The organism is Aeromonas sp. CA23 (assembly GCF_002587065.1).
In the GTDB taxonomy this organism is placed as follows: Bacteria; Pseudomonadota; Gammaproteobacteria; order Enterobacterales; family Aeromonadaceae; genus Aeromonas; species Aeromonas bestiarum.
Map to the genome: position 1 here is coordinate 1191345 of NZ_CP023818.1, position 21264 is coordinate 1212608.

General features: G+C 64.2%; 21 protein-coding genes. 10 read left to right on the forward strand and 11 right to left on the reverse strand.

The features are described 5' to 3' along the window. Positions 1 to 57 precede the first annotated feature (57 nt). The gene (gene priA, locus CK910_RS05585) at positions 58 to 2265 is read right to left on the reverse strand and encodes a primosomal protein N' (protein ID WP_098981462.1); all 2208 of its coding nucleotides are present in this window, start codon (positions 2263 to 2265) and stop codon (positions 58 to 60) included. Between the two features lie 146 nt (positions 2266 to 2411). On the opposite strand from priA, the gene rpmE reads away from it, so the two are divergent. The 3 genes from rpmE to CK910_RS05600 all read left to right on the forward strand — a co-directional run bounded on the left by rpmE (position 2412) and on the right by CK910_RS05600 (position 5615). Further along, a complete protein-coding gene (rpmE, locus tag CK910_RS05590; RefSeq protein ID WP_033129027.1) occupies positions 2412 to 2627 on the forward strand; it encodes a 50S ribosomal protein L31 in 216 nt (71 codons plus the stop codon). Between the two features lie 116 nt (positions 2628 to 2743). Next, positions 2744 to 4177, forward strand: a complete 1434-nt coding sequence (locus CK910_RS05595) for a DUF2867 domain-containing protein (RefSeq protein WP_098985002.1) — start codon at positions 2744 to 2746, stop codon at positions 4175 to 4177. Positions 4178 to 4358: 181 nt separating this feature from the next. Further along, positions 4359 to 5615 (forward strand): malic enzyme-like NAD(P)-binding protein, encoded by a 1257-nt coding sequence (locus CK910_RS05600; protein WP_098981464.1) that lies wholly within the window; start codon positions 4359 to 4361, stop codon positions 5613 to 5615. A gap of 76 nt (positions 5616 to 5691) precedes the next feature. On the opposite strand, the gene CK910_RS05605 is transcribed toward CK910_RS05600, so the two are convergent. From CK910_RS05605 to trmA, 4 genes are all read right to left on the reverse strand, one after another. Next, positions 5692 to 5874: a hypothetical protein gene (locus CK910_RS05605; RefSeq protein ID WP_021138483.1), complete on the reverse strand. Its 183-nt coding sequence runs from the start codon at positions 5872 to 5874 to the stop codon at positions 5692 to 5694. Between the two features lie 58 nt (positions 5875 to 5932). Continuing rightward, the gene (gene rstB, locus CK910_RS05610; protein WP_098981468.1) at positions 5933 to 7258 is read right to left on the reverse strand and encodes a two-component system sensor histidine kinase RstB; all 1326 of its coding nucleotides are present in this window, start codon (positions 7256 to 7258) and stop codon (positions 5933 to 5935) included. A gap of 85 nt (positions 7259 to 7343) precedes the next feature. Further along, positions 7344 to 8051, reverse strand: a complete 708-nt coding sequence (gene rstA, locus CK910_RS05615) for a two-component system response regulator RstA (protein ID WP_172955244.1) — start codon at positions 8049 to 8051, stop codon at positions 7344 to 7346. Positions 8052 to 8384: 333 nt separating this feature from the next. Beyond that, the gene (trmA, locus tag CK910_RS05620; RefSeq protein ID WP_098981472.1) at positions 8385 to 9518 is read right to left on the reverse strand and encodes a tRNA (uridine(54)-C5)-methyltransferase TrmA; all 1134 of its coding nucleotides are present in this window, start codon (positions 9516 to 9518) and stop codon (positions 8385 to 8387) included. Between the two features lie 171 nt (positions 9519 to 9689). Here trmA and CK910_RS05625 point away from each other — a divergent pair, with 171 nt between their 5' ends. The 7 genes from CK910_RS05625 (at position 9690) to CK910_RS05655 (ending at position 15974) form a co-directional block, all read left to right on the forward strand. Continuing rightward, positions 9690 to 10832 (forward strand): DUF5610 domain-containing protein, encoded by a 1143-nt coding sequence (locus tag CK910_RS05625; protein ID WP_098981474.1) that lies wholly within the window; start codon positions 9690 to 9692, stop codon positions 10830 to 10832. Positions 10833 to 10922: 90 nt separating this feature from the next. Next, a complete protein-coding gene (locus CK910_RS05630; protein WP_098981476.1) occupies positions 10923 to 11456 on the forward strand; it encodes an ATP--cob(I)alamin adenosyltransferase in 534 nt (177 codons plus the stop codon). A 99-nt stretch (positions 11457 to 11555) separates the two neighbouring features. Next, positions 11556 to 13238, forward strand: a complete 1683-nt coding sequence (locus tag CK910_RS05635; RefSeq protein ID WP_098981478.1) for an HAD-IIIC family phosphatase — start codon at positions 11556 to 11558, stop codon at positions 13236 to 13238. After that, positions 13231 to 13461 carry an acyl carrier protein gene (locus tag CK910_RS05640; protein WP_098981480.1) on the forward strand — a complete coding sequence of 77 codons (231 nt, stop codon included), beginning with the start codon at positions 13231 to 13233 and terminating at the stop codon, positions 13459 to 13461. Before CK910_RS05635 ends, CK910_RS05640 begins: the two co-directional genes overlap by 8 nt. Then, on the forward strand, positions 13458 to 14222 hold the full coding sequence (locus CK910_RS05645) for an AAC(3) family N-acetyltransferase (protein ID WP_098981482.1): 765 nt from the start codon (positions 13458 to 13460) through the stop codon (positions 14220 to 14222). The genes CK910_RS05640 and CK910_RS05645 overlap by 4 nt, the downstream gene beginning before the upstream one ends. Further along, positions 14212 to 14616 (forward strand): VOC family protein, encoded by a 405-nt coding sequence (locus CK910_RS05650; protein ID WP_098981484.1) that lies wholly within the window; start codon positions 14212 to 14214, stop codon positions 14614 to 14616. The genes CK910_RS05645 and CK910_RS05650 overlap by 11 nt, the downstream gene beginning before the upstream one ends. Beyond that, complete coding sequence (locus CK910_RS05655; protein ID WP_098981486.1) at positions 14613 to 15974, forward strand: DUF4910 domain-containing protein; 1362 nt, start codon at positions 14613 to 14615, stop codon at positions 15972 to 15974. The genes CK910_RS05650 and CK910_RS05655 overlap by 4 nt, the downstream gene beginning before the upstream one ends. On the opposite strand, the gene CK910_RS05660 is transcribed toward CK910_RS05655, so the two are convergent. Genes CK910_RS05660 through pseF form a run of 6 tightly spaced genes read right to left on the reverse strand, consistent with a single transcriptional unit; the run spans position 15956 to position 21241 of the window. Continuing rightward, positions 15956 to 16702 carry a class I SAM-dependent methyltransferase gene (locus tag CK910_RS05660; RefSeq protein ID WP_098981488.1) on the reverse strand — a complete coding sequence of 249 codons (747 nt, stop codon included), beginning with the start codon at positions 16700 to 16702 and terminating at the stop codon, positions 15956 to 15958. The two genes, CK910_RS05655 and CK910_RS05660, sit on opposite strands and share 19 nt — an antisense overlap. Then, positions 16699 to 16962 (reverse strand): hypothetical protein, encoded by a 264-nt coding sequence (locus tag CK910_RS05665; protein WP_043142876.1) that lies wholly within the window; start codon positions 16960 to 16962, stop codon positions 16699 to 16701. Before CK910_RS05665 ends, CK910_RS05660 begins: the two co-directional genes overlap by 4 nt. After that, on the reverse strand, positions 16959 to 18254 hold the full coding sequence (locus CK910_RS05670) for a motility associated factor glycosyltransferase family protein (protein WP_098981490.1): 1296 nt from the start codon (positions 18252 to 18254) through the stop codon (positions 16959 to 16961). Before CK910_RS05670 ends, CK910_RS05665 begins: the two co-directional genes overlap by 4 nt. Continuing rightward, positions 18247 to 19293, reverse strand: coding sequence for a pseudaminic acid synthase (pseI, locus tag CK910_RS05675; RefSeq protein WP_098981492.1), 1047 nt, complete (start codon positions 19291 to 19293; stop codon positions 18247 to 18249). The genes CK910_RS05670 and pseI overlap by 8 nt, the downstream gene beginning before the upstream one ends. 6 nt (positions 19294 to 19299) lie before the next feature. Beyond that, a complete protein-coding gene (gene pseG / locus CK910_RS05680) occupies positions 19300 to 20556 on the reverse strand; it encodes a UDP-2,4-diacetamido-2,4,6-trideoxy-beta-L-altropyranose hydrolase (RefSeq protein ID WP_098981494.1) in 1257 nt (418 codons plus the stop codon). After that, positions 20546 to 21241, reverse strand: a complete 696-nt coding sequence (gene pseF / locus CK910_RS05685; protein ID WP_098981496.1) for a pseudaminic acid cytidylyltransferase — start codon at positions 21239 to 21241, stop codon at positions 20546 to 20548. The genes pseG and pseF overlap by 11 nt, the downstream gene beginning before the upstream one ends. Between the last annotated feature and the right edge of the window lie 23 nt (positions 21242 to 21264).

Sequence of the window (21264 nt, forward strand, 5' to 3'; positions counted from 1 at the left end):
CGCGAGTCACCACTGCTGGCGAGTCGCCGCCAGCGCCTGAGTGGCAGATGAACTGGCTCAGTTCAACTCAGTGGGGTCTATGTCCAGACTCCAGCGCACCTTCTTGGTCTCGGGCCAGCCATCCAGCTCCTTGACCGCCCAATCCAGCAGTTGTGCCAGGGTTGCCCGGTTCGGCCCCTGCACCAGCAGCTGCATGCGGAATTTGCCCGCCTTGCGTTCCATGAAGCCGCTGATGGGCCCCAGCACCTGCACGTGGGGGTAACGGGCGCTGCGCAGTGTCTCGGCGAGGCGGGTGAGGAACAGCTGCACCTCGTCACGGCCAGTGGCCTCGGCCCGGAACAGCCCCTGATAGCTGAACGGCGGCAGCCCCAGCAGGCGGCGCTCCTTGAGCGCGGTATCCGCAAAATGGCCATAACCGTTCTGGGTCAGATCCTGCAGCAGGGCATGTTCCGGGTGGTGGCTCTGCAACACCACCAGCCCGGGCTTGCTGGCGCGCCCGGCGCGCCCCGCCACCTGGGTGTAGAGCTGGGCCAGCTTCTCGGCGGCGCGAAAATCGGCGCTGAACAGGGCGCCATCCACATCCAGCAGGCCCACTAGCGTCACATCCGGAAAGTGGTGACCCTTGGCCAGCATCTGGGTGCCGATCAGGATCTTGTACTTGCCCGCCTTGATGTCGCCGAGATGGGTCTCCAGCTCCCCCTTGCGGCGGGTGTTGTCTCTGTCGATGCGCACCACAGGGTATTGGGGGAAAACCGTGGTGAGCAGCTGTTCCAGCTGCTCGGTGCCGACTCCCGAGCCGATCAGTTCCTTGCTGCCGCACTCGGGGCAGCTGTGGGGCAGGGGGCGCACGCTGTCGCAGTGGTGGCAGTGCAGGCGACGCCCTGCCTGATGCCAGGTGTACCAGGCGTCGCAGCGCTCGCAGGCGGCGCTCCAGCCACACTGGTGGCAGATCAGCGAGGGGGCATAGCCGCGGCGGTTGAGAAACAGCATCACCTGGTTGCCGGCCACCAGGTGCTCCGCCATCAGCTGCTCCAGCTGGGGGGAGAGCCCGGCCTGCAGCCGCACGCTCTTGATGTCCAGGATCACCTGGCGGGCGGTCTGGGCGTTGCCGGCGCGCCGCGTCAGGCTGAGGTGGTGATACTTGCCGGTTCTGGCGTTGTGCAGCGTCTCCAGCGAGGGGGTGGCCGAGCCGAGCAGGATGGGAATGCCGGCGCGATGGGCCCGCATCACCGCCAGATCCCGGGCGTGGTAGCGAAAACCGTCCTGTTGCTTGAGGGAGCCGTCGTGCTCCTCATCTATGATGATGATGCCGAGGTTCTTGAACGGGGTGAACACCGCAGAGCGGGTGCCGATCAGGATGGCGGCGCCGCCGTCGCGGCAGGCGAGCCAGGCATCCAGCCGTTCCCGATCGTTCATGGCCGAGTTCATCGCCACCACGGGTACCTTGAAGCGGCGACGGAAGCGGTTGATGGTCTGGGGAGTGAGGCCGATTTCGGGCACCATCACCAGCGCCTGCTTGCCCGCCTTGAGCAGGGGCTCGAGTATGCTCAGGTACACCTCTGTCTTGCCTGACCCCGTGATGCCGTCCAGCAGGAAGGCGCCGAACTGGTTGCTCTGACTGGTGACGGCGGATACCGCCAGCGCCTGCTCGCCGTTGAGGCGCAGCCCCTCTCCCGCGTCAAAGTGCGTCGCCCAGTCGCCGTCGTGGCTCGGCTCCAGGATGCGCTTCTCCAGCAGCCCCTTCTTCTCCAGCGCCGTGAGTGCCGCGCTCTGGATCTCCTCCTGCTTGAGGGCGGACGGCGTCTGCGGCCCCTTGCGCAGCAGGGCGAGGGCCTGTTGCTGCTTGGCGGCCCGCTTGAGCTCGTTGAGATCGATCGCCATGCCGGCTTGCGTGGCAAACCAGAACTCCAGCTCCCGGTAGGCGGCGGGCTCCCCCTTGCGCACCAGCACCGGCAGGGCGTGAGGCAGCACCTCTCCCAGCGGATGCTGGTAGTAGCTGGCGCTCCAGGCCATCAGCGCCAGTATGTCCGGCCCCAGCACGGGGGCGCTGTCAAGCACTCGCTTGATGGGCTTGAGCTTGTTGCGGGGCACCTGGCTCTCGGTCGGATGCTCCACCACCAGCCCGACCAGGGTCTGGGGGCCGAAGGGGATCTCGACCCGACAGCCGGGCTCAGGCAGGGGCAAGGGAGAGAGATAGTCGAAGTGACGGCGTAACGGCACCGGCACAGCCACACGAACCAGATCCAGCGTTTGGGAAGAATTCACCAGGGATTGCCTATTTTTTCTGCGAAGCCACTTGCCTGATCTCAGGCATTTCCTATATTATTCGCAGCCTTTGAAACTGTGTTCAACAATCGTGTGGTGTCCGACAAGAGATCGGATGGCGACACGGCCTATTATCGAGGTTGTCCATGAAAGCTAATATCCATCCCGAGTACGTCGCCATCACCTGCAAATGCTCTTGCGGTAACGTCATCAATACCTTCTCTACCCTGGGTAAAGATCTGAACCTGGACGTGTGCTCTGCATGCCACCCGTTCTATACCGGCAAGCAGAAAGAAGTTTCTAGCGGCGGCCGCGTAGACAAGTTCAACAAGCGTTTCGGTGGTCTGACTGCCAAGAAGTAATTCTACTTCTGAAGAATTCTGAAAAAGGCGCCCATCGGGCGCCTTTTTTATTGCGCGGCGTTCTGTATTGAAGCGGTTTGCCCTATGGTGTTGGCTCACTCATGGGAGAAAAACAGATGCGCACATGTCTGGTGATGGGAGCGGCAGGATATATAGGGTCTTACCTGGTGCCCCACCTGCAAGGGCTGGGTTATCGGGTGATCGCCGGGGCTCGTCGTCCCTGCCGTCTGCCGCCGGGCGTGGAGTTTCGTCTCGCCGACAGCCTCAAGCCCATTACCCTGCTACCTGCGCTGGCGGGCATAGACACCGTCTTCTATCTGGTGCACGCCATGGGGGCCGGCGCCGATTTTCACCGGCTGGAGCAGCAGGGGGTGAAGAACTTCGCCGCCGCCGCCCGCGCCGCCGGGGTGCGTCGCATCATCTATCTGGGGGCCATCCAGCCCGAGCGCTGCAATAGCCGTCATCTCAACTCCCGCCGCCATTGTGGCGAGCTGTTTCGCGAGGCGGGTGTGCCGACGGTGGAGCTGCGCTCCGGCATCATCATAGGGCCGGGCTCGGCCGCCTTCGAGGTGATGCGGGATCTGGTGTTCAACCTGCCCATGATGGTCACGCCCAAGTGGGTGCGCTCCCGCACGCCACCCATAGCGCTCTCCAACCTGCTGCACTACCTCGGCGGGCTGGTAGAGGTCGAGGGGGTGGATGGCCGGGTGCTCAACGCCGTCGGCCCCGAGCTGCTCAGCTATCAGCAGCAGTTGCAGAAGTTCGCCGCCCATATAGGCAAGCGCTGTCCCATCATCCCCATCCCGTTTCTGAGCCCCCGTCTCTCCGCCTGGTGGCTGCAATTCGTCACGTCTGTGCCGCAACCCGTGGCCAAGGCGCTGGTGGGCGGCCTCAAGCACGACATCCCGGCCGATGACGGCCCGCTGCGGGCCCTGCTGCCGCAAACCCTGCTCAGCTTCGACGAGGCGCTCGGGGAGAGTCTGGCGCTGGAGCAGAAGCTGGGGGCCGAGCAGCAGGGGCAGGAGACGCCGCTGGGGCTGCGCTGGCGCCATCCCGAGTACGGCTTCTATGACCGCACCGCCAGCGGGGAGGCCATCTGTCTCGCCGCGCCCGAGGTGGTGTGGCAGGTGTTGCAGCAGCTGGGGGGCGAGCAGCGCTACTTCTATATGAACGAGCTGTGGGTGGTGCGCGAATGGATGGATCACCTGATCGGCGGCCCGGCCCGCACCCGAGGCCGCACCAACCCGGATCGCTTCGTGAAGGGGGACATGCTGGACTCCTGGCAGATCCTCGGGGTCGACGAGGGGCGCAGGCTGGATCTGCTGTTCAACATGAAGGCCCCCGGAGTGGGGCGGCTGGAGTTCAACATACTGCCGGAGGAGTCCGGCCTGACCCGCATCAAGGTGACGGCCCACTGGCATCCCCAGGGGGCCTGGGGACTGGCCTACTGGCTCGCCATGCTGCCGTTTCATCTCTTCATCTTCCAGGGGATGACGGAGGCCATCGCCAGGCAGGCGGAGGCGAAAGCGGGCATCCCTGTGATGGGGTGAAACCATATCTATAACTAAATAGGTATTGGTGGTTGGCATGACATGCTAATTACTGGCTTGTCAGTGGTGGCGAGGCGATACTTTCCTCTGTGAAAGCCCGATGGTTTTCTTTATGATCCCCAGCCCTCGCCCGCTGGCGAGCCAATGCACCACTCCATTCACTTCCGTATCGGGGTCCCCCATGTCCGATCTGCGTCACGATCTTCGTCAACAAGCACTCGATTACCATGCCCAGCCCGTGCCGGGCAAGATTACCATCGCCCTCACCAAGCCCGCCGAGACAGCCCACGATCTGGCGCTGGCCTACAGCCCGGGTGTGGCCGAGCCGGTGCGCGAGATCGCCGCCAATCCCGATGATGCCTACCGCTACACCGGCAAGGGCAACCTGGTGGCCGTCATCTCCAACGGTACCGCCATCCTGGGGCTGGGCAATCTGGGCCCGCTGGCGTCCAAGCCGGTGATGGAGGGCAAGGCCCTGCTGTTCAAGTGCTTCGCCGGCATAGACGCCATCGACATAGAGGTGAAGCACGAGACCAGCCAGCAGTTCATCGACACAGTGGCGGCCATCGCCGACACCTTCGGTGGCATCAACCTGGAAGACATCAAGGCGCCCGAGTGCTTCGAGATCGAGCAGGCGCTGATCGCCCGCTGCGACATCCCGGTATTCCATGATGACCAGCACGGTACCGCCATCGTCACCGCCGCCGGTCTGCTCAATGCGCTGGAAGTGCAGGGCAAGCGCATCGAACAGAGCCGCATCGTCTGCATGGGGGCCGGGGCTGCCGCCACCGCCTGCATGGACCTGCTGATCAAGTGCGGCGCCGCGCCACACAACATCTTCATGCTCGATCGCCAGGGGGTGATCCACACAGGCCGCACCGATCTCAACCAGTACAAGCAGCGCTTCGCCAACGACACGCCGCTGCGCACCCTGATGGATGTCATTGAAGGGGCGGATGTGTTTGTCGGCGTCTCCGGTCCGGACGTATTGCCTCCGGAGGCTGTGGCCCTGATGGCCCCCAACCCGGTGATCTTCGCCTGCTCCAACCCGGACCCGGAGATCAAGCCATCCCTGGCCCACGCGGTGCGGGGCGATCTCATCATGGGCACGGGTCGCTCGGATTATCCGAACCAGATCAACAACGTGCTCTGTTTCCCCTTCATCTTCCGCGGCGCGCTGGACGCCCGCGCCAGCCGCATCAACGATGCCATGAAGATAGCCGCGGTGGAGGCGATACGCGGTCTGGTCAAGGAGCCGGTGCCGGCCGAGGTGCTGACCGCCGCCGGGGTGAGCGCGCTTTCCTTCGGCAAGGATTACGTCATTCCCAAGCCGATGGATGCCCGCCTGCTGCCACGGGTGGCCCGCGCCGTGGCGCTGGCGGCGGTAGCTTCCGGCGTGGCGCGCATCGCGCTGCCGGCAGATTACATGCTGAAATAAACTGGCGGTGCCATACCGACCACGACAGAAGGGGCCCCTGGGGGCCCCTTTTCATTACGGGAAGCTTGAGACGTCTTTATTTGGTCTTGGGAGCGACCTTGACGGCCGGTGCCTTGGCATGAGTCGCCTTGTGGTGCTTTTTCACCACCTTGGTCTGGGTCGCCTGGGGAGCGGCGGCCTTGGTGGGGGTGGCTGCCATGGTGAAGCCGGAGGTCAGGGCGAAGACAGCGGCCAGGCTCAGGGGGATCAGCTTGTTCATATTCCAGTTCCTCATTCGGGTTGATGACATGGAGCGTTTCTCCATGACTTCATCCTACCTAGGGCCGTTCCGATGGCGGTTCAGTGAGTGGCTGGTGACGGTTTGTATCCAAATGTACGGGCAGCTTCAGGCAGAAGCGGGCACCGCTGCTGCTCGGCAGCAACTGCACCTCGCCACCGTGGTGGCGGGCTATGCTGCGCACTATGGCGAGGCCGAGGCCGGCGCCGCCGGTACGGCGATCCCGGCTCTGATCCAGCCGCACGAAGGGCTCGAAGATCTGGGGCGCCAGCGCAGGGTCTATGCCGGGGCCGTCGTCGGCCACCTCCAGCAGATAGTGATCCTGCTGCTGGCTCATGGCGAGGGTCACCCGGCTGGTGGCGTGGCGCAGGGCATTGCCGATGAGGTTCTCCAGCGCCCGGTCCAGTAGGCGGGTATCGCCGCGCCAGGGCAGGGGATTGGCGGGGTGACTGAATTCGAGCCGGGTTTGTGGCCGCAGCGCCTGCCAGTCTGGGAGACGGCTGCCGGCCCAGCCGGCCAGCTCCAGCTCGCTGCATTGCAGTGGCAGCTCGGGGCGATCGAGCCTGGCGTAGGTGAGCATCTCCTCGATGAGGGCGTCCAGTGCCCCCAGATCGCGATCCAGCCCCTGTTGTTCCTCTGCCGATGGCTGCGGGTCCAGCATGGCGAGCCGGTAGCGCAACCGCACCAGGGGGGTGCGCAGCTCGTGGGCGATGGCATCGGTCAGCTGCTTGCGACTGGCCAGCATGGCTTGCAATTGCTCCGTCATCTGATCGAAGGTGCGTCCCACCCGGCCCAGGCTGCTGCCGGCAGGCAGGCCGGTGCGGCTGGAGAGATCCCCATCGCCGACCCGGCGGGCCGTCTGTTCGAGCCGCTGCAAGCCGCGCCAGTGCGGGCGCAGCCAGAGCAGGATCGGCAGACCCAGCGAGAGACCTATGGCCAGCAACAGCCCCACATCGACCCAGTGCAGCTCGTGCAGGTAGGAGAGGTAGGGGACGGGGCCGACGATCAGCACCTGATCCGTCTCCGGGATGCGCTGCAGGAAGGTGTCATCCTCCTCGACTATGACTATGTTGCCCGCCTCGAGAAAGGCCTGATCCTCCTTGGCCAGCGGCTGGTTGGCGAGGGCGCCTATCTGCAGCGGCAGGGTAAGCTGGCGGCTCTGCTCCGCCATGCGTGCGGGCCAGTGTTCCGGCGGCAGGCGGGCCAGTTCGCCGGTGAGCAGGCCGAGGGAGCCTTGCATCATCCGCTCCAGATAGCGGTCACCCGCCCGCTCGGCACTGACCTGATAGACGATGCCGACCAGCAGTATGGCCAGGGTGAAACAGCCGATCAGCAGCAGGTAGAACTGGATAAACAGGCGGCGCATGGGATCTTTCCTCTTTCCTGGATTGCGTCCGGGCGTTGCGTCTTTGCCCCCTCATCCCCCGCATGGAGAGAAGGGAGCATCAACCTCATTCCCAGGCGTGGGGCACCAGCAGATACCCCTTCTGGCGCACCGTCTTGATGCGGGTCGGGTTGTTGCTGTCATCTCCCAGCTTGCGGCGCAGGCGGGAGATGGCCACATCCATGCTGCGGTCCTGGCCATCGTAGTCGCGGCCACGCAGGCTGCGAAACAGCGCCTCCCGTCCCAGGATCTGGCCCGCATGGCAGGCCAGCTCCCACAAGAGGTCAAAATCGGCGGTGGAGAGGGGGATGCTGTCGCCATCGAGGCGCACATCCCGACCCGGCCCGTCGATCTGCAGGCGGCCGAACTGCAGGCGCTGGGGCGGCGTACTGGCCACGGCTGCTTGCGGTGCCTGTCCCTGCTGGCGGAACTGGACCCGCAACCTGGCCAGCAGCACGGGGGGCGGCGTTGTCTTGAGGATGTAGTCGTTGGCACCCAGCTCCAGGCTGAGGATCTGGTTCATGTCGCTGTCGAGTGAGGTGAGCATGACGATGGGGCCCTTGAAGCGCGGACGCAGATCCCGGCACAGGGAGAGGCCGTCCTGCCCCGGCAGCATGATGTCGAGCAGCACCAGGTCGGGCTGCTCGGCCAGGGCCCTGGCCAGCGCCAGGTCGCCTCTGGGTTCCAGCAGCACCTCCATGTCGTGGCGGGCAAGCCAGCTGCTGATGAGTTGGCCTATTTCGGGATCATCTTCAACAAAAAGAATGCGTTGCATTGTGGCATGACACCCAGGCTGTGGCGCGGATGCGCGTGCCGCCAGCATAACGGCTCCCGGCCCGGCATGCACTGGGATAAATAATCAAACAGGGCCCGCGGGCCCTGTCGTCATTCTGGTTGTGGAGACGGCTCGAATTCAGCCTGCTTGACGTCTCAAATAACCCCACCGGTTTCCATGTGATGGGCCCGGGGAGCTGGCCGGATTAGCCAGCCTTGCGCTTGAGATAGACCCCGGCTTCCATGTGATGGCCCGGGGAGCTGGCCGGATTAGCCAGCCTTGCGCTTGAGATAGACCCCGGCTTCCATGTGATGGACCGGGGAGCTGGTCGGATTAGCCAGCCTTGCGCTTGAGATAGACGCCGGCTTCCATATGGTGGGTCCAGGGGAACTGATCGAACAGGGCGAAGCGGGCGATCTCGTGGGTTTCGCCCAGTACGGCCATGTTGGCCTGCAGTGTCTCTGGGTTGCAGGAGATGTAGAGGATGTTGTCGTACTCCTGTACCAGCCGGACTGTGGCGTCGTCGAGACCGGCGCGGGGCGGGTCGACGAAGATGGTGTTGCACTGGTAGGCGCCCAGATCGACCCCCTTGAGGCGGTTGAACTCCCGCTCGCCGCGCATCGCCATGGTGAACTCCTCGGCTGACATGCGCAGTATGATCAGGTTGTCGACGCCGTTGGCGGCGATGTTGAACTGGGCTGAGTCCACGCTCGGCTTGGCGATCTCGGTGGCCAGCACCTTGCGGAAATTCTGGGCCAGGGCGATGGAGAAGTTGCCGTTGCCGCAGTAGAGCTCCAGCAGGTCACCCTCGCTGCCTTTGGTCACGTCCAGCGCCCAGCCCAGCATCTGCTCGTTGATGGCGGCGTTGGGCTGGGTGAAGCTGTTCTCCACCTGCTTGTAGAGCAGCTCGCGGCCCTGGACCGTCAGCCGCTCGATGACGAACTCCTCCCCCAGGCAGATCTTCTGCTTGTGGGCGCGGCCAATCAGTTGCAGCTCGAACCCCTGGGCCCGCAGGTCGGCCTGCAGTGCCTCGGCGGCTTGCTGCCACTCGCTTTCGAGCTTGCGATGGTAGAGCAGGCTGACACAGATCTGGCCGGACTGGGTAGAGAGGTAGTCTATCTGGAACAGCTTGCGACGCAGCACAGGGTGCGGGCGCAGCCCCTCCAGCAGCACCGGCATCAGCTGGTTGATGAGGCGGCTGGCGGTGGGGAACTGGTCGACCCGGATGATCTCCTTGGTGGCCGGCGCATACATGCAGTGGAACAGGTCATCCCCTTCATGCCAGATGCGGAACTCGGCGCGCATCCGGTAGTGTTCGGCGGGGGAGGCGTGCACTTCCAGCGCAGGCAGGGTGAAGTCGGCGAACAGCCCGTTGAGGCGCTCGCGCTTCGCGTCGAGCTGGGCCTGGTAGTCGGCGGGAGTCCGCAGGGCCTGGGAGTCGGCGCCAGCTTGCTGGATTTGGGTCATGATATACCTCACATGCACACCGGCAGGGCCGGGTCGAAATCGGGGGAAGGCAACGGGCCACCCAAAGGGTGTGGATTTTAAAAGGCCGTTGCAGATTGTCCAGTATTTTGTGGTCAAGAAGTGTTCAGTCAGGCCGATACCTGATCTACAGGCATGGTGGGAGGACACATTATGCAAATCGACGGCGTGGGCTCAGCCCAATCCAAGGGAGTGGGCGTTTCGCCCAAGGCACCCCAACAGGCACAAGAGAAGCAGATCAGCAACGCAGAGGAAGTCTCTCTGCACAAGCCGCCCAAGTGGGCTCAGGTGCTGGTGCAGCAGGCGTTGCAGTTTGCGCTGGAGATAAACGGTCAGGGTTATCAGGCACCCAAGGCACAGGAACCCGAGGAGATAACCCCGGAGACCCTGTTCGACTTCCAGTCGGTAGCGGACAACGTGCTGCAGTTCGTCACCGGACGGCTGGGCGCCGCCCGTGCGGACGGCAAGTCCGATGACGACCTGACCGGCATGATGGAGCAGGCCCGCAAGGGGGTGGACAAGGGCTTCGGCGACGCCAGGAAGCAGCTGGGCAAGTGGGCCACCGATAACGAAGACATCAAGACCGGTATCGATCAGAGCTACAAGCTGATCCAGAAGGGGCTCGACGAGTTCGAGAAGGAGTTCTTCGGCAAGGTCTCCTCCACCGACATGGGGCAGGCCGAGATGGCCAGTCGCCAGCAGGGCTCGCTGGAGATCCAGACCAAGGATGGCGACAAGGTGGTGCTGCGCTTCAATGACAGCTGGCAGACCAAGTCCCAGAAAGATGACAGCGGCAGCCAGTTCAGCCTCAAGTCGAGCCAGAGCTTCAGCTTCTCGCTGGAGGGGGATCTCAGCAGCGAGGAGATGGACTCCATCGGCAAGCTGGTCAAGGGGATCGACGATCTGGCGGGGAATTTCTTCTCCGGCAACTTCGAGGATCTGCTGAAGAAGGCGGGTGACCTGCAACTGGATGACAGCCAGCTCGCCTCCTACTCCCTCAAGCTCAAGCAGAGCGTCAAGCTGAGCCAGACCTACCAGGGAGCCCATTCGCTGCAGGAGATGCTCAAGCCGCTGGCGGACTATCTGCCCAAGCTCGATCAGGTGCAGCAACAGGCGGATGCCCTGCTGCCGGAATCGCAGCAGCAGGCGCTGACCCCCGCGGTGCTGGCGGCCCGCGGCCAGAGTGAACCGGCTCAGGTCAACAGCTTCACCAGCTTCAACCAGCGGATGCTGGAGGCGCTGCGAATGATAGGCCAGTTCCAGCCTGCGACCGAGCCTGCCAGCAGGAGCGTCTGAGTCAGCATCGCCCGGCTCAAGCCATAAGCTGCCGTTTGCCAGCTCCCCCGGGGGCTGGCAAACTGGCTCTTTTCCCAATCCGGCTACCTTATGAACCCCAAGAAGCCCAGAGACAAGCGCGAGCTCTGCTACCCCTTCATCTTCGAAACCCAGTTCCAGTGTGATTACGAGATCGCCACCGATGAGCTTTGCTGTCAGGTGGGGGCCGTACTCGCCCAGTTGCCAGTGGCAGAGGGAACCCGGGAGGTGGTGGCCGATCTGGGGGCCTTGCAGCGGCTCATCTACAACCTCAACGGTTCGGTACGGGGCAAGCTCGGTATTTTTGAAGAGGATCTGGCGTGGTTGAAAACGCGGTATGACCACTACAACGAGGCGAGCCGCGGCCGGGTCACGGGTTTTGTCTTGCCCCAGGGGCCCCAGCCCATCCCCACATTGCACCTGTGCCGCTGCGGCAGCAAGAAGGTGGTGCGTCTGCTGGTGCGCCTCGAGGAGAGCGGCGTCCGCTTCGATCCCATCCTCTATCGCTTCGCCAACCTGCTGGCCAACTTCTTCTTCGTGCTGACCGTCTACCTCAAGCAGTTGTGGCAGGTGGAAGAGGTGCCCTACGTCAGTATCAATTACTGACCAAGTGGCTGAAAATGCTTTTATTTTTCTGAAAGATAAAAGACGATCCAGCCATGCCGTTGCAATCTGGATGGCGCCGATAGCGGAGCGGGGGAAGTCATGACGACGATTCATCTCAGTGGCAGTTCATTCTTGATGCCGGGCAACCTGGCCTGGCGGTCGCTGGCTGCCCATGGCGAGGTGCAGGTCGCACCCCATGGGCAGTGGCTGCAAACCCTGATGACTCCAGCCGAAGAGATCGCCGCCCAGACTCACATCATCATCTGGCTGTGGGAAGATCTGGTGCCGGCACGGACGCTGGTCGCGTGGAGCGGTTTGGCACAAGAGGCGCAGCAGCTGGCCGTGGCCGCCTTCGTCGCATCACTCTGCCAGCCCCTGCAACAGCGTCTGCAGCGTCGGCCGCAGGACCATCTGCTGGTCGGGGTCTGCAGCCGTTCCCCTGCCTCCGTATTTGGCGCTGCGCCCTCCGCGCTTGCCTGTCTGGCCGGTGAATTTGAGCGTCAGCTTGCCCATTTGCGGCAGCAGTATTCCGGCTTGGATGACCTGCACCTGCCGCTCTGGTTGCAACAGCAGGGTCGCCACCACTGTTTCGACAACCGCAATCACTACCTGATGTCCTGCCCCTTCTCCATGGCCGGGTTGGCCAGTCTGGCGCAGTGGATTGCCCCCTTGCTGCAGCGGCTGCACAGGCCAGCTCACAAGGTGCTGGTGCTCGATTGCGACAATACCCTCTGGGGTGGCGTGGTCGGTGAAGATGGCGTGGGGGGCGTCCTGCTGGGGCAGGATGGGGTGGGGCGTCTCTATCAGGCTTTCCAGCAGGCCGCCTGCTACTGGCACGGGCAGGGCGTCATATTGGCGCTCTGTTCCAAGAATCTGGCCGACGATGTGTGGCGGCTGTTCGATCAGCACCAGGGCATGGTGCTTGAGCGCCGGCACATAGCCGCGGCCGAGATTGGCTGGGAGCCCAAGTCCGCCGGCCTGCGGCGCCTGGCTGCGCGGCTCAATGTGGGGCTGGACAGCCTGGTGTTCTGGGATGACAGCGAGCTGGAGCGTGCCGAGGTGCGTGCCAATTGCCCCGAGGTCACCGTCATCACGCCCCCCGTCGAGCTTTGGGGCTGGCCCGATGCCCTGATGACGCTCGCCGAGCTGCAGAGCCGCCACCGGAGCCATGATGACAGCTTGCGCCAGGGCTCCTATCTGGCACAGGCAGAGGCGAATGCGGTGCGCCAGCAACTGGGCGACGAACACGCCTTCTTGCAACAGTTGGGGCTACGAGCGAGCTGGCAACCGCTCACCCAGAGCAATCAGCTGCGGGCCGAGCAGCTGAGCCAGAAGACCAACCAGTTCAATCTCTCCGCCCGGCGTTATCAGGCGGGGGAACTGGCACAGCTTGCCAGTACGCAGGGCGAGGTCTGGCTGGCATCACTGCAAGACACGTTTGCCGATCACGGCATGACGGCCCTGTTGGTGGTGCGCCCACTCGATGGGGGAAAGGCGCTGCTGGATACTCTGGCCATCAGCTGTCGGGTGCTGGGGCGAGGTTTCGAATACTGGCTGCTCGCGCAACTGGCTGCCCGACTGATGGCAAAGGGCGTTGACCAACTGGTGATAAGCCTGGTACCCACGGATCGCAACCAGCCGGCACGGGATTTTCTGGCGACCCTGCCGACCCGGCCGATAACCACTCCAGCGGGATTGACGCCGCTGGTGGACGAGATGTTCCTCTGCCTGGATCTCCCCTCTCTTTCTCTCCCGTTTCTGGAGTTTTATGCCAATGAATGATCTCATCGCGCTGGTACGCCAGCAATTTCCACAGGCCAGCATCAACGAGCAGGCCGCCCTCGGTCTCGGCAGTTTTCCCGAGTGGGACTCCCTATGGCACTTCAATCTGCTGCTGCTCATCGAACAGCACTTTGCCGTGCGGTTCGAGCCGCAGGAGCTGGCCGAGCTGAAGAGCCTGGCCGATATCCGACAGGCTCTGCTGCGCAAAGGGGTTGCCGAGTGAAACAGGCCATCGAACAGGCGCTGAGCGAGCTGGGGATCCCCAAGGGGAGTGCCCTTATGGTGCACTCGGACGCCATGGTCGTGGCCCAGTTTCCCGGTATGGGCAATGCCCAGGGGATAGCCGCCTTCTGGATGCACCTGGAGCAGTGGCTGGCGGGTGATCTGCTGGTGCCAACTTTCACCTACAGCCCCATGGCGGGTGAGTGCTTCGACCCGGCCCTCACCCCGAGCAAGGTGGGGCTGATGACGGAGGTGTTCAGGCAGCGTGACGGCGTGACCCGCACGCGGGATCCCATCTTCAGCGTGGCGATCAGCGGCCCCCATGGGGCCGAGCTGGCGGCTCGGGAGTGTCACGACTGCTTCGGTCAGGAGAGCCCGTTTGGCTGGCTGGCGGAGCAGGATGGCTGGTTGCTGGGATTGGGCTGTCATCCAGACAGGATCACCTTCACCCACTATGTGGAGCAACGGCTGGCCGTGTCCTATCGCTATCACAAACTGTTCGAGGGACAGGTGTGCGTTGCCGGCGCCTTGCGCGACTGGCAGGCCGACTACTATGTGCGGGATCTGGCGCTGGCCAGCGAGATCGACCTCTCCCGGCTGGTAGCCTTGCTGCAGGAAAGAAGCGCCTGGCATCAGACCCTGTGCCAGCGAGTGCCGGTCTGGGCCGTGTCCTGCCGCGATTTCATCCTGGCCGCCAGTGAGCTGGTGGCGACGGCGCCATACGCCCTGATCCGGGCAGGAGGAGCATCTCATGCAATTTGACCATATAGGTCTGGTGGTGCCGGATCTCGCCAGCGGTGAAGCCTATTGCCGGGAGGTGTTGGGGCTGAGCCGCTTCTCGGTGGCGGTGGAAGATCCGTTGCAGAAGGTATGGGTGCAGTTCGTGCACGATGAGGGCGGACTTTGCTACGAGCTGGTGGCGCCGGCGACAGAGGATAGTCCTGTGACCCAGGTGCTCAAGACCCGGCGCAACGTCATCAATCATCTGGCCTATCGGGTGCCCTGCCTCGCTGAGAGTGCCGCCAGACTGCGGGATCAGCGTCACCTCCCCCTCGGCCCCAGCCAGCCGGCCATCGCCTTCGATGGTGCCCACGTCCAGTTTTTCCTGAGCCCCCTTGGCCATATAGTCGAGTTGATCGAGGCACCCACTGCATGAGTTTTTCACCAAAGAGCGACTATCTGCCCACAGACTGGGATGACCAGGCGCAGATCGGCGAGCAGCTGCATCGCCTGCTGACCCTGCTGTTCCCCCTCAACCGCAGCCTGACCGGTGATGGCGTGCGCCAGACTCTGGCCCTGATGCGCCAGCACTGTCTGCCTGATCTGCAGATCCGGGAGGTGGCCAGCGGCACCGAATGTTTCGACTGGACTGTGCCCGATGAGTGGAACGTACAGCAGGCCTACATAGTGGGGCCGGACGGCCGCAAGGTGGTGGATTTCAAGGATCACAACCTGCATCTGGTGGGCTATTCGGAGCCGGTGCGCAGCACCCTCTCGCTGGCCGAACTGCAGCCCCATCTGCACTCCCTGGCTGACATGCCGGATGCCATTCCCTATGTCACCTCCTATTACAAGCGTCGCTGGGGCTTCTGCCTGCCACACAAGGTGCGCGAGGCGCTGCCGGAGGGGGATTATGAGGTGGTGATCGATGCCAGCCTGGCGCCCGGCTCGCTCACCTATGGCGACTGGGTGCTGCCGGGAGAGAGCGAGCAGGAGATACTGCTGTCCAGCTACACCTGCCACCCCTCCATGGCCAACAACGAGCTGTCAGGCCCCTGTGTCGGTGTCTTCCTGATGGCCTGGCTCGCCTCCCTGCCAAAGCGCCGTTACAGCTATCGATTGATGCTGGTGCCCGAAACCCTGGGGGCCATCGTCTATCTCTCCCGCCATCTGGATCACCTCAAGCGGCACACCCTGGCCGGCTTCAACCTGACCTGCCTGGGCGATGAGCGCAGCTACTCCTTCCTGCCCTCACGCCAGGGCAACAGTCTGGCCGATCGCATCGGCCGTCATGTGCTTGGCCACCTGGCGCCGGGTTACAAGGCTTACAGCTTCCTGGAGCGAGGCTCCAACGAGCGCCAGCTGTGCGCGCCCGGTATCGATCTGCCGGTCACTACCCTGATGCGCAGCAAATATGGCTGCTATGCCGAGTACCACACCTCGCTGGATGATCTCTCGCTGGTGACCCCGGCTGGTCTGGCGGGCGGCTTCCTGGCGTTGCGCCGGGCCATCGAGTGTCTGGAGCTGGACGAGCGCTGCGAGGTCACAGTGCTGGGCGAGCCCCAGCTGGGCAAGCGGGGCCTCTATCCGGATCTGTCGACCCGCTATTCGGGTTGGCAGGTGAGGGAGATGATGAATCTGCTGGCCTACAGCGATGGCCAGCTGACCCTTTTCGAGATCGCCGAGACCATAAAGGTGCCTTTCTGGCGGGTGGCCCCACTGGCCAGCATGCTGCTGGAAGCCGGGCTGCTGCGTCGCCTCAGCCAGCGACCGGATTACTCTATCACCAGATAGGCCGGCCCCGGGTTGTGCGGGGTGCGGCGGATGGCGTAGCGATCCAGTCCCAGCACCTCCTTGAGGGCCAGGGTCTCCCCCGGAAAGGCGGGCCAGTTCAGCTCATCGAATGCCAGCACGGATCCCTTGGTCAGATGTGGCTTGATGAGCTCGAGGCAGCGGCGGGTCGGTTCGTAGAGGTCAAAGTCAAAATAGGCCAGCGCTATCATGGTCTCCGGCTGACGGGCCAGATAGGCGGGCAGCGTCTCGGTCACATCCCCCTTCACCAGCTCGTGCTTGACGATGTGACCCAGCGGACTCTCGGCCTCATGGGCGGCGAGCAGCTGCGCCAGGTGCTGTTCATAGTCGGGGGTGACGCCATAGGCGCCCGGCTGGATGGCCGCATCGGATCCATCCTGCGGAGCGTGGGAGGGAAAGCCGCTAAAGGTGTCGAATCCCACCAGCTTGCGATTGTAGTTGTAGGGCTCGTACATGCCGCGAAACGAGGAGAAGAGCGCCAGGTTCTGACCCCAGCGGGTACCGAAATCCATGATGACGCCGTGTACCGGAATGATCTTCTGGTAGAGCTCGTGCATGAACAGGATGCGGGAGAGCGACTGGCGCTTGAGGTAGAGGCCCAGATTGTTCTGCAGCTCGGCCGGGGGCAGCGGGCTGGCGCGCAATAGCTCGCTGAACGTCTGGCGACGAGACAGCTCCTCGTCGGAGGCATTGGAAATAGCCTTGATCATGAAACGTCTCCTGCTGTGGTGGGGGCTGAAGGGGTCGTCAGGGTATGTACCAGCTCATACTCGAGGTAATCGGCCAGCCCGAGCCAGTCTTGTCGCTCCTGGCTGCGGAGCAGGGCGGCTATCAACTCGGGGGGCAGGCTGCCCCGTGCGGTGAGGGCCTCCTGCAGCAAACCGGGCAGGGTCTGGCTCGCGGCAAGCGACTGCCCCAGCCTGAATTGGTGTGCCAGCGCCCTGATGCGGGTTGTCAGGCTATCACTCATGACAGGTACTCCGGGTGGTAGCTGCAGCCCGCGATCTCGGCCCCTTCCCGGCTGCTGTTCCAGAAATGCACCTCGGGATGGCGCGCTATGTATCGCTCAAGTTCGGTGCGATAGGCGGAGAAGTTAGGGTTGGTCTTGACCCGGCGCCCGTGCCCGTCGAGGGCCCAGCTGAGCGCCTGACTGGCAGTGGGGCCGAGCGCTCCATCCGCCCATCCTGAGTGGGTGAGCTCGCCGGGGAAGGCAAAATCCGTCCCCAGCAGTATGACCTGCTGGCAGCCCATCTGTACGGCAAGATCCACGGCGGGATGAATGACGCTGCCGCCCGAGTGCAGGGTTCCCTTGGGGATCTCCTGCCTCAGTGTCTGGTACATGGGACTGCGGGAATAGGCTGCCTTGCGCGGCCCCTGCCAGGCCAGCAGAGCTGCCGTCGGGACTGTGGGGTAGTAGACCAGGGTGGTCTGGGCCGATTGGTCGGCCGGCAACCGGCTGCCGTGGATGGCGTCATCTATGGTGACCACTATGTCTGGCCGGATGCCGTGGCGCAGCAAAAAAGCGAGCGCTGTGTCGACGCTGATCAGCAGATAGTCCTGACGCCGGGTCTGCAACTGGGCCTGCAAGGTGGCCAGATTGGTTTGCAGGGTCGGGCCGCTGGCGACGATCAGGGCATGTTTGCCTCGCGCCAGCCCGAACAGGCTGGCCACGTCGCCATCGCTTGCCAGCAGTGGCCGGTTCTCGGCCAGCCGGCGGGTCACCGCCGGATGCTCGGCATCGAACCTGGCGCTGGCAAACGGCAGCTCTATCTCGCTCACCAGCCTGTCCCGGATGCGGGCGGCGGCGTCTTCCACCAGCAGCAACTCGGGCGGCAGGGCGAAGAAGGGCAGACGGATCTCGCTCTCGTCCCCCGCCATCATCAGTTCGACCCTGGGGTCTGCCAGCCAGTCCTGCTGGTCCAGCAGCCGCAGCACCAGCGCAAACAGGGCGCCATTCATGATCTTCACTTCCAGCCGCTTGAGGCCGCTGCGGCCCAGCAGGGCGCGCGGCAGATCGCCGAGCCCGGTACCGTAGAGGTGCAGCACGGCCACCTCGGGCAGGCTGGCAGCCTGCAGCTCGGCCTCTTGCACCCTGTCATGACGACTGGTGAGCTGGATGCCGTCGATGCTGAGGGTCGAGCCCAGTCCTTCGGTCAGCTCGGCCTGGATGCTCTCCACGTCCTGCGCCAGCAGGCGGGGCCAGAGGGCTGGCCAGCGCAGGCTGATAAGCCTGCCGTGCTGGGCGAACAGTTCATCACTCATCTTTGTCTATCCACTCCCAGCTCAGCGGCTGATTGGCTGTCATGTCGTGGCTGACCCGCTTGCCGATGAGTCGATCGTAATCGGCGGGAGGCAGGCCGAGGGCGGGGCGCACCGACTTGATGTGGGCGGCGGTGAGCGCCTCTCCGGCCGCAATATCTTTGACCAGATAGAGGGAGCGGCGAAAGGCGCGGTTGCCCTGCTCGCTCTGGGTGAGCCGGTAGTCGGCCACCCCGAGCGCCGCATGGGCGGTGTTGACCGAGGCAATGAGCTCGGTGAGCTCGGCCGGCTCCATGGAGAAGGCGCAATCCGGTCCGCCGTCGGCGCGGGCCAGGGTGAAGTGCTTCTCGATGAGGGTCGCCCCGAGCGCTGTGGCGGCGATGGCGGTCGCCGCACCCAGGGTGTGATCGGAGAGCCCGACCTCGACACCAAAGCGCTGGCGCAGCATGGGGATGGTGCGCAGGTTGTATTCGGCCGCCGGCGCCGGATAGCCGCTGACGCAGTGCAGCAGCGCCAGCTGGCCGCTGCCGTGCTTGAGCGCCATCTCGACGGCGGCGGCGATCTCGGCCTCGTTCGCCATGCCGGTGGACATGATGAGCGGCTTGCCGGTCTGGGCGGCGTAGCGGATCAGGGGCAGGTCCACCAGCTCGAAGGAGGCAATCTTGTAGGCCGGGCAGTCGAGGGATTCCAGCAGATCCACGGCGCTGAAATCGAACGGGCTGCTGAACACCGTCAACCCCAGCTCGCGTCCCTTGGCAAACAGGGCCTGATGCCACTCCCACGGCGTGTGCGCCCACTCGTAGAGGTCGTACAGGCTGTGACCATCCCACAGGCCGCCGTGGATCTGGAACTCGGGCCTGTCGCTTTTGAGGGTGATGGTATCGGGTCTGTAGGTCTGCAGTTTGACCGCACTGGCTCCGGCCGCCTTGGCGGCGGTCATGATGGCCAGCGCGCGTTCCAGGTTGCCGTTGTGGTTGGCCGAGAGCTCGGCGATCACGTAGGGCGCCTGCGCCGGGCCTATGGATTGATGGGCGATCTGCATCTGTGGTCAGGCTCCTGTGCCAAGTTGCCAGCCTTGCGGCGCCGGCTGCCAAGGGGCAGGGGGCGCTATCTGCGGTGGCTCGGCAAGATAGAGGGGAAATTGGGAGAAAATGCTTTGCAAGCGATGTGCCAGCTCTTGCCACTCTTGTGCCAGAAGTGGTTGCCGGGCCTGCCATGCCAGCCGCGGGCCGCCCAGGGTCAGGGTGAGCAGATGTTTGTCATCCTGGTGGAACTGCCACTGCTGGCCGTCAGGCTCCAGCTGGTAATCGGCTTGGGGCAGCAGCCAGGCGGTGAGGCGATCCAGCCCCAGGCCATCGACCTGTTGCTGGCCGCGCTGGCGATAGTCATCGGCCTGTCGCTCCAGCCGCTGCAGGGCCTGCAGGAGCCGCGCCGGCTCGGCCAGTTCGCTCAGCGTCAGCCGCTCGGCCAGCTGGAAGCGGGCTATCACTTGATCGTTGAACTGCTGGTTGTCGACTATGGGCACCGCCAAGGTCGGCAGGCCGAGGCAGGCTCGCTCCCAGGTCATGCCGCCGCCGGCGCCGATGGCGAAGTCGTGCTGATTCATCAACTGCGCCATCTGATCGCTCTGGCGCAGCAGCACTATCTTGAGCTCGGACAGCTCGGCCACCCTCTGCTCCAGCTCGGGCCAGAAGGGGTTGGCACCGCCTGCCACCAGGGTCCAGCGGATGGTTCGTGCCCAAGGCAAGCGGGCCAGACTGTTGAGGGTAGTGAGGCAGGCACCGGCCGGGTCGGCGCCGCCGAAGCAGATGAGCCCTCGCTGCCACTGGCTGGTTTGTTGACGTGCCAGCTGGCGATAGGCGGGCCTCAGCAGGGCATAGTCGGTGCCAAGCAATAGTCGGCAATCGGCCGGGATCAGCGGTTGGTAATCGGCGGCTGTGCGCAGTGGTCCCTGATCCAGCAGCAACTGGCAGTGGTGCGGGCGATCGGCCAGATCGTCGATCACCAGCAAGCGGCCACAGTGGATCGCCAGTTTTTGTTCGACTATGTGGTCAATTTGGTAGTGATCGAACACCAGCCAATCGGGCCGCAAGCCAGGCAGCGGGCCGGCGTCGTCCAGCGCGCTCAGGGAATGATGGTGATGGGGCTGCAGCAGCGGCAGCAGATGTGCGGGCAAGTCGTGGCAGAGAAAGTGGCACTCGGCCCCCGCCGCCCGCAGCCGATCGGCGATGGCCAGGCAGCGCATCAGGTGGCCCAGCCCTATTTCGGCGCCGGCATCGAGCCGGAAGGCGACGTTAAACGCCATCCTGGCTCAGCACCCGATAGAGCAGTTCGGCCAGGTGCCAGTCTTCCGGCGTATCTATGTCGACTACCCTGTGCCTCGGCAGAATATGGCCGATCCCTTCCCCGCCCACCGGGCTTATGCCCCCCAGCCAGGCCGCGCGGCTGCCCCAGTAGAACTGGCCTGCATCCTGGTAGGCGGGCTCCAGATCCTGGGATCGTTTCACCATCTGCTCCGGCCAGAAGGGGCTGACTCTGCCCTGTGCGTCCATGCGCACCGCCCGCTGGATCGGGAAGCCGAATTCGGCCACCGTGTAGACGAAGGGCGCCTGGCTGGCGAGCAGGCGGTCGTGGGCGGCGCTCAGATCGCTGGCCTGAATGAGAGGCACAGTGGCATAGATACAGCAGTAGTATTCCGCCTGCATGCCGAGATCGTCGAGTCGCCGGATGGCATCGATCACCACCGGGGTGGTGCCGGTATGATCGTCGGCCAGGCTGGCGGGGCGCAGGAAGGGCACCTCGGCGCCGAGTTGGCGGGCAACGTCGGCGATCTCCTCATCATCGGTGGAGACCACAATTCGGCTGAAGCAGCCTGCCGCCCGGGCCGCCTGAATGGCGTAGGCGAGCATGGGCTGGCCGCAGAAGGGGCGGATATTCTTGCGGGGAATGCGCTTGCTGCCGCCCCGGGCCGGAATGATGGCGATGGCCATGGTGCTCTCTCCCTGAGGGACGG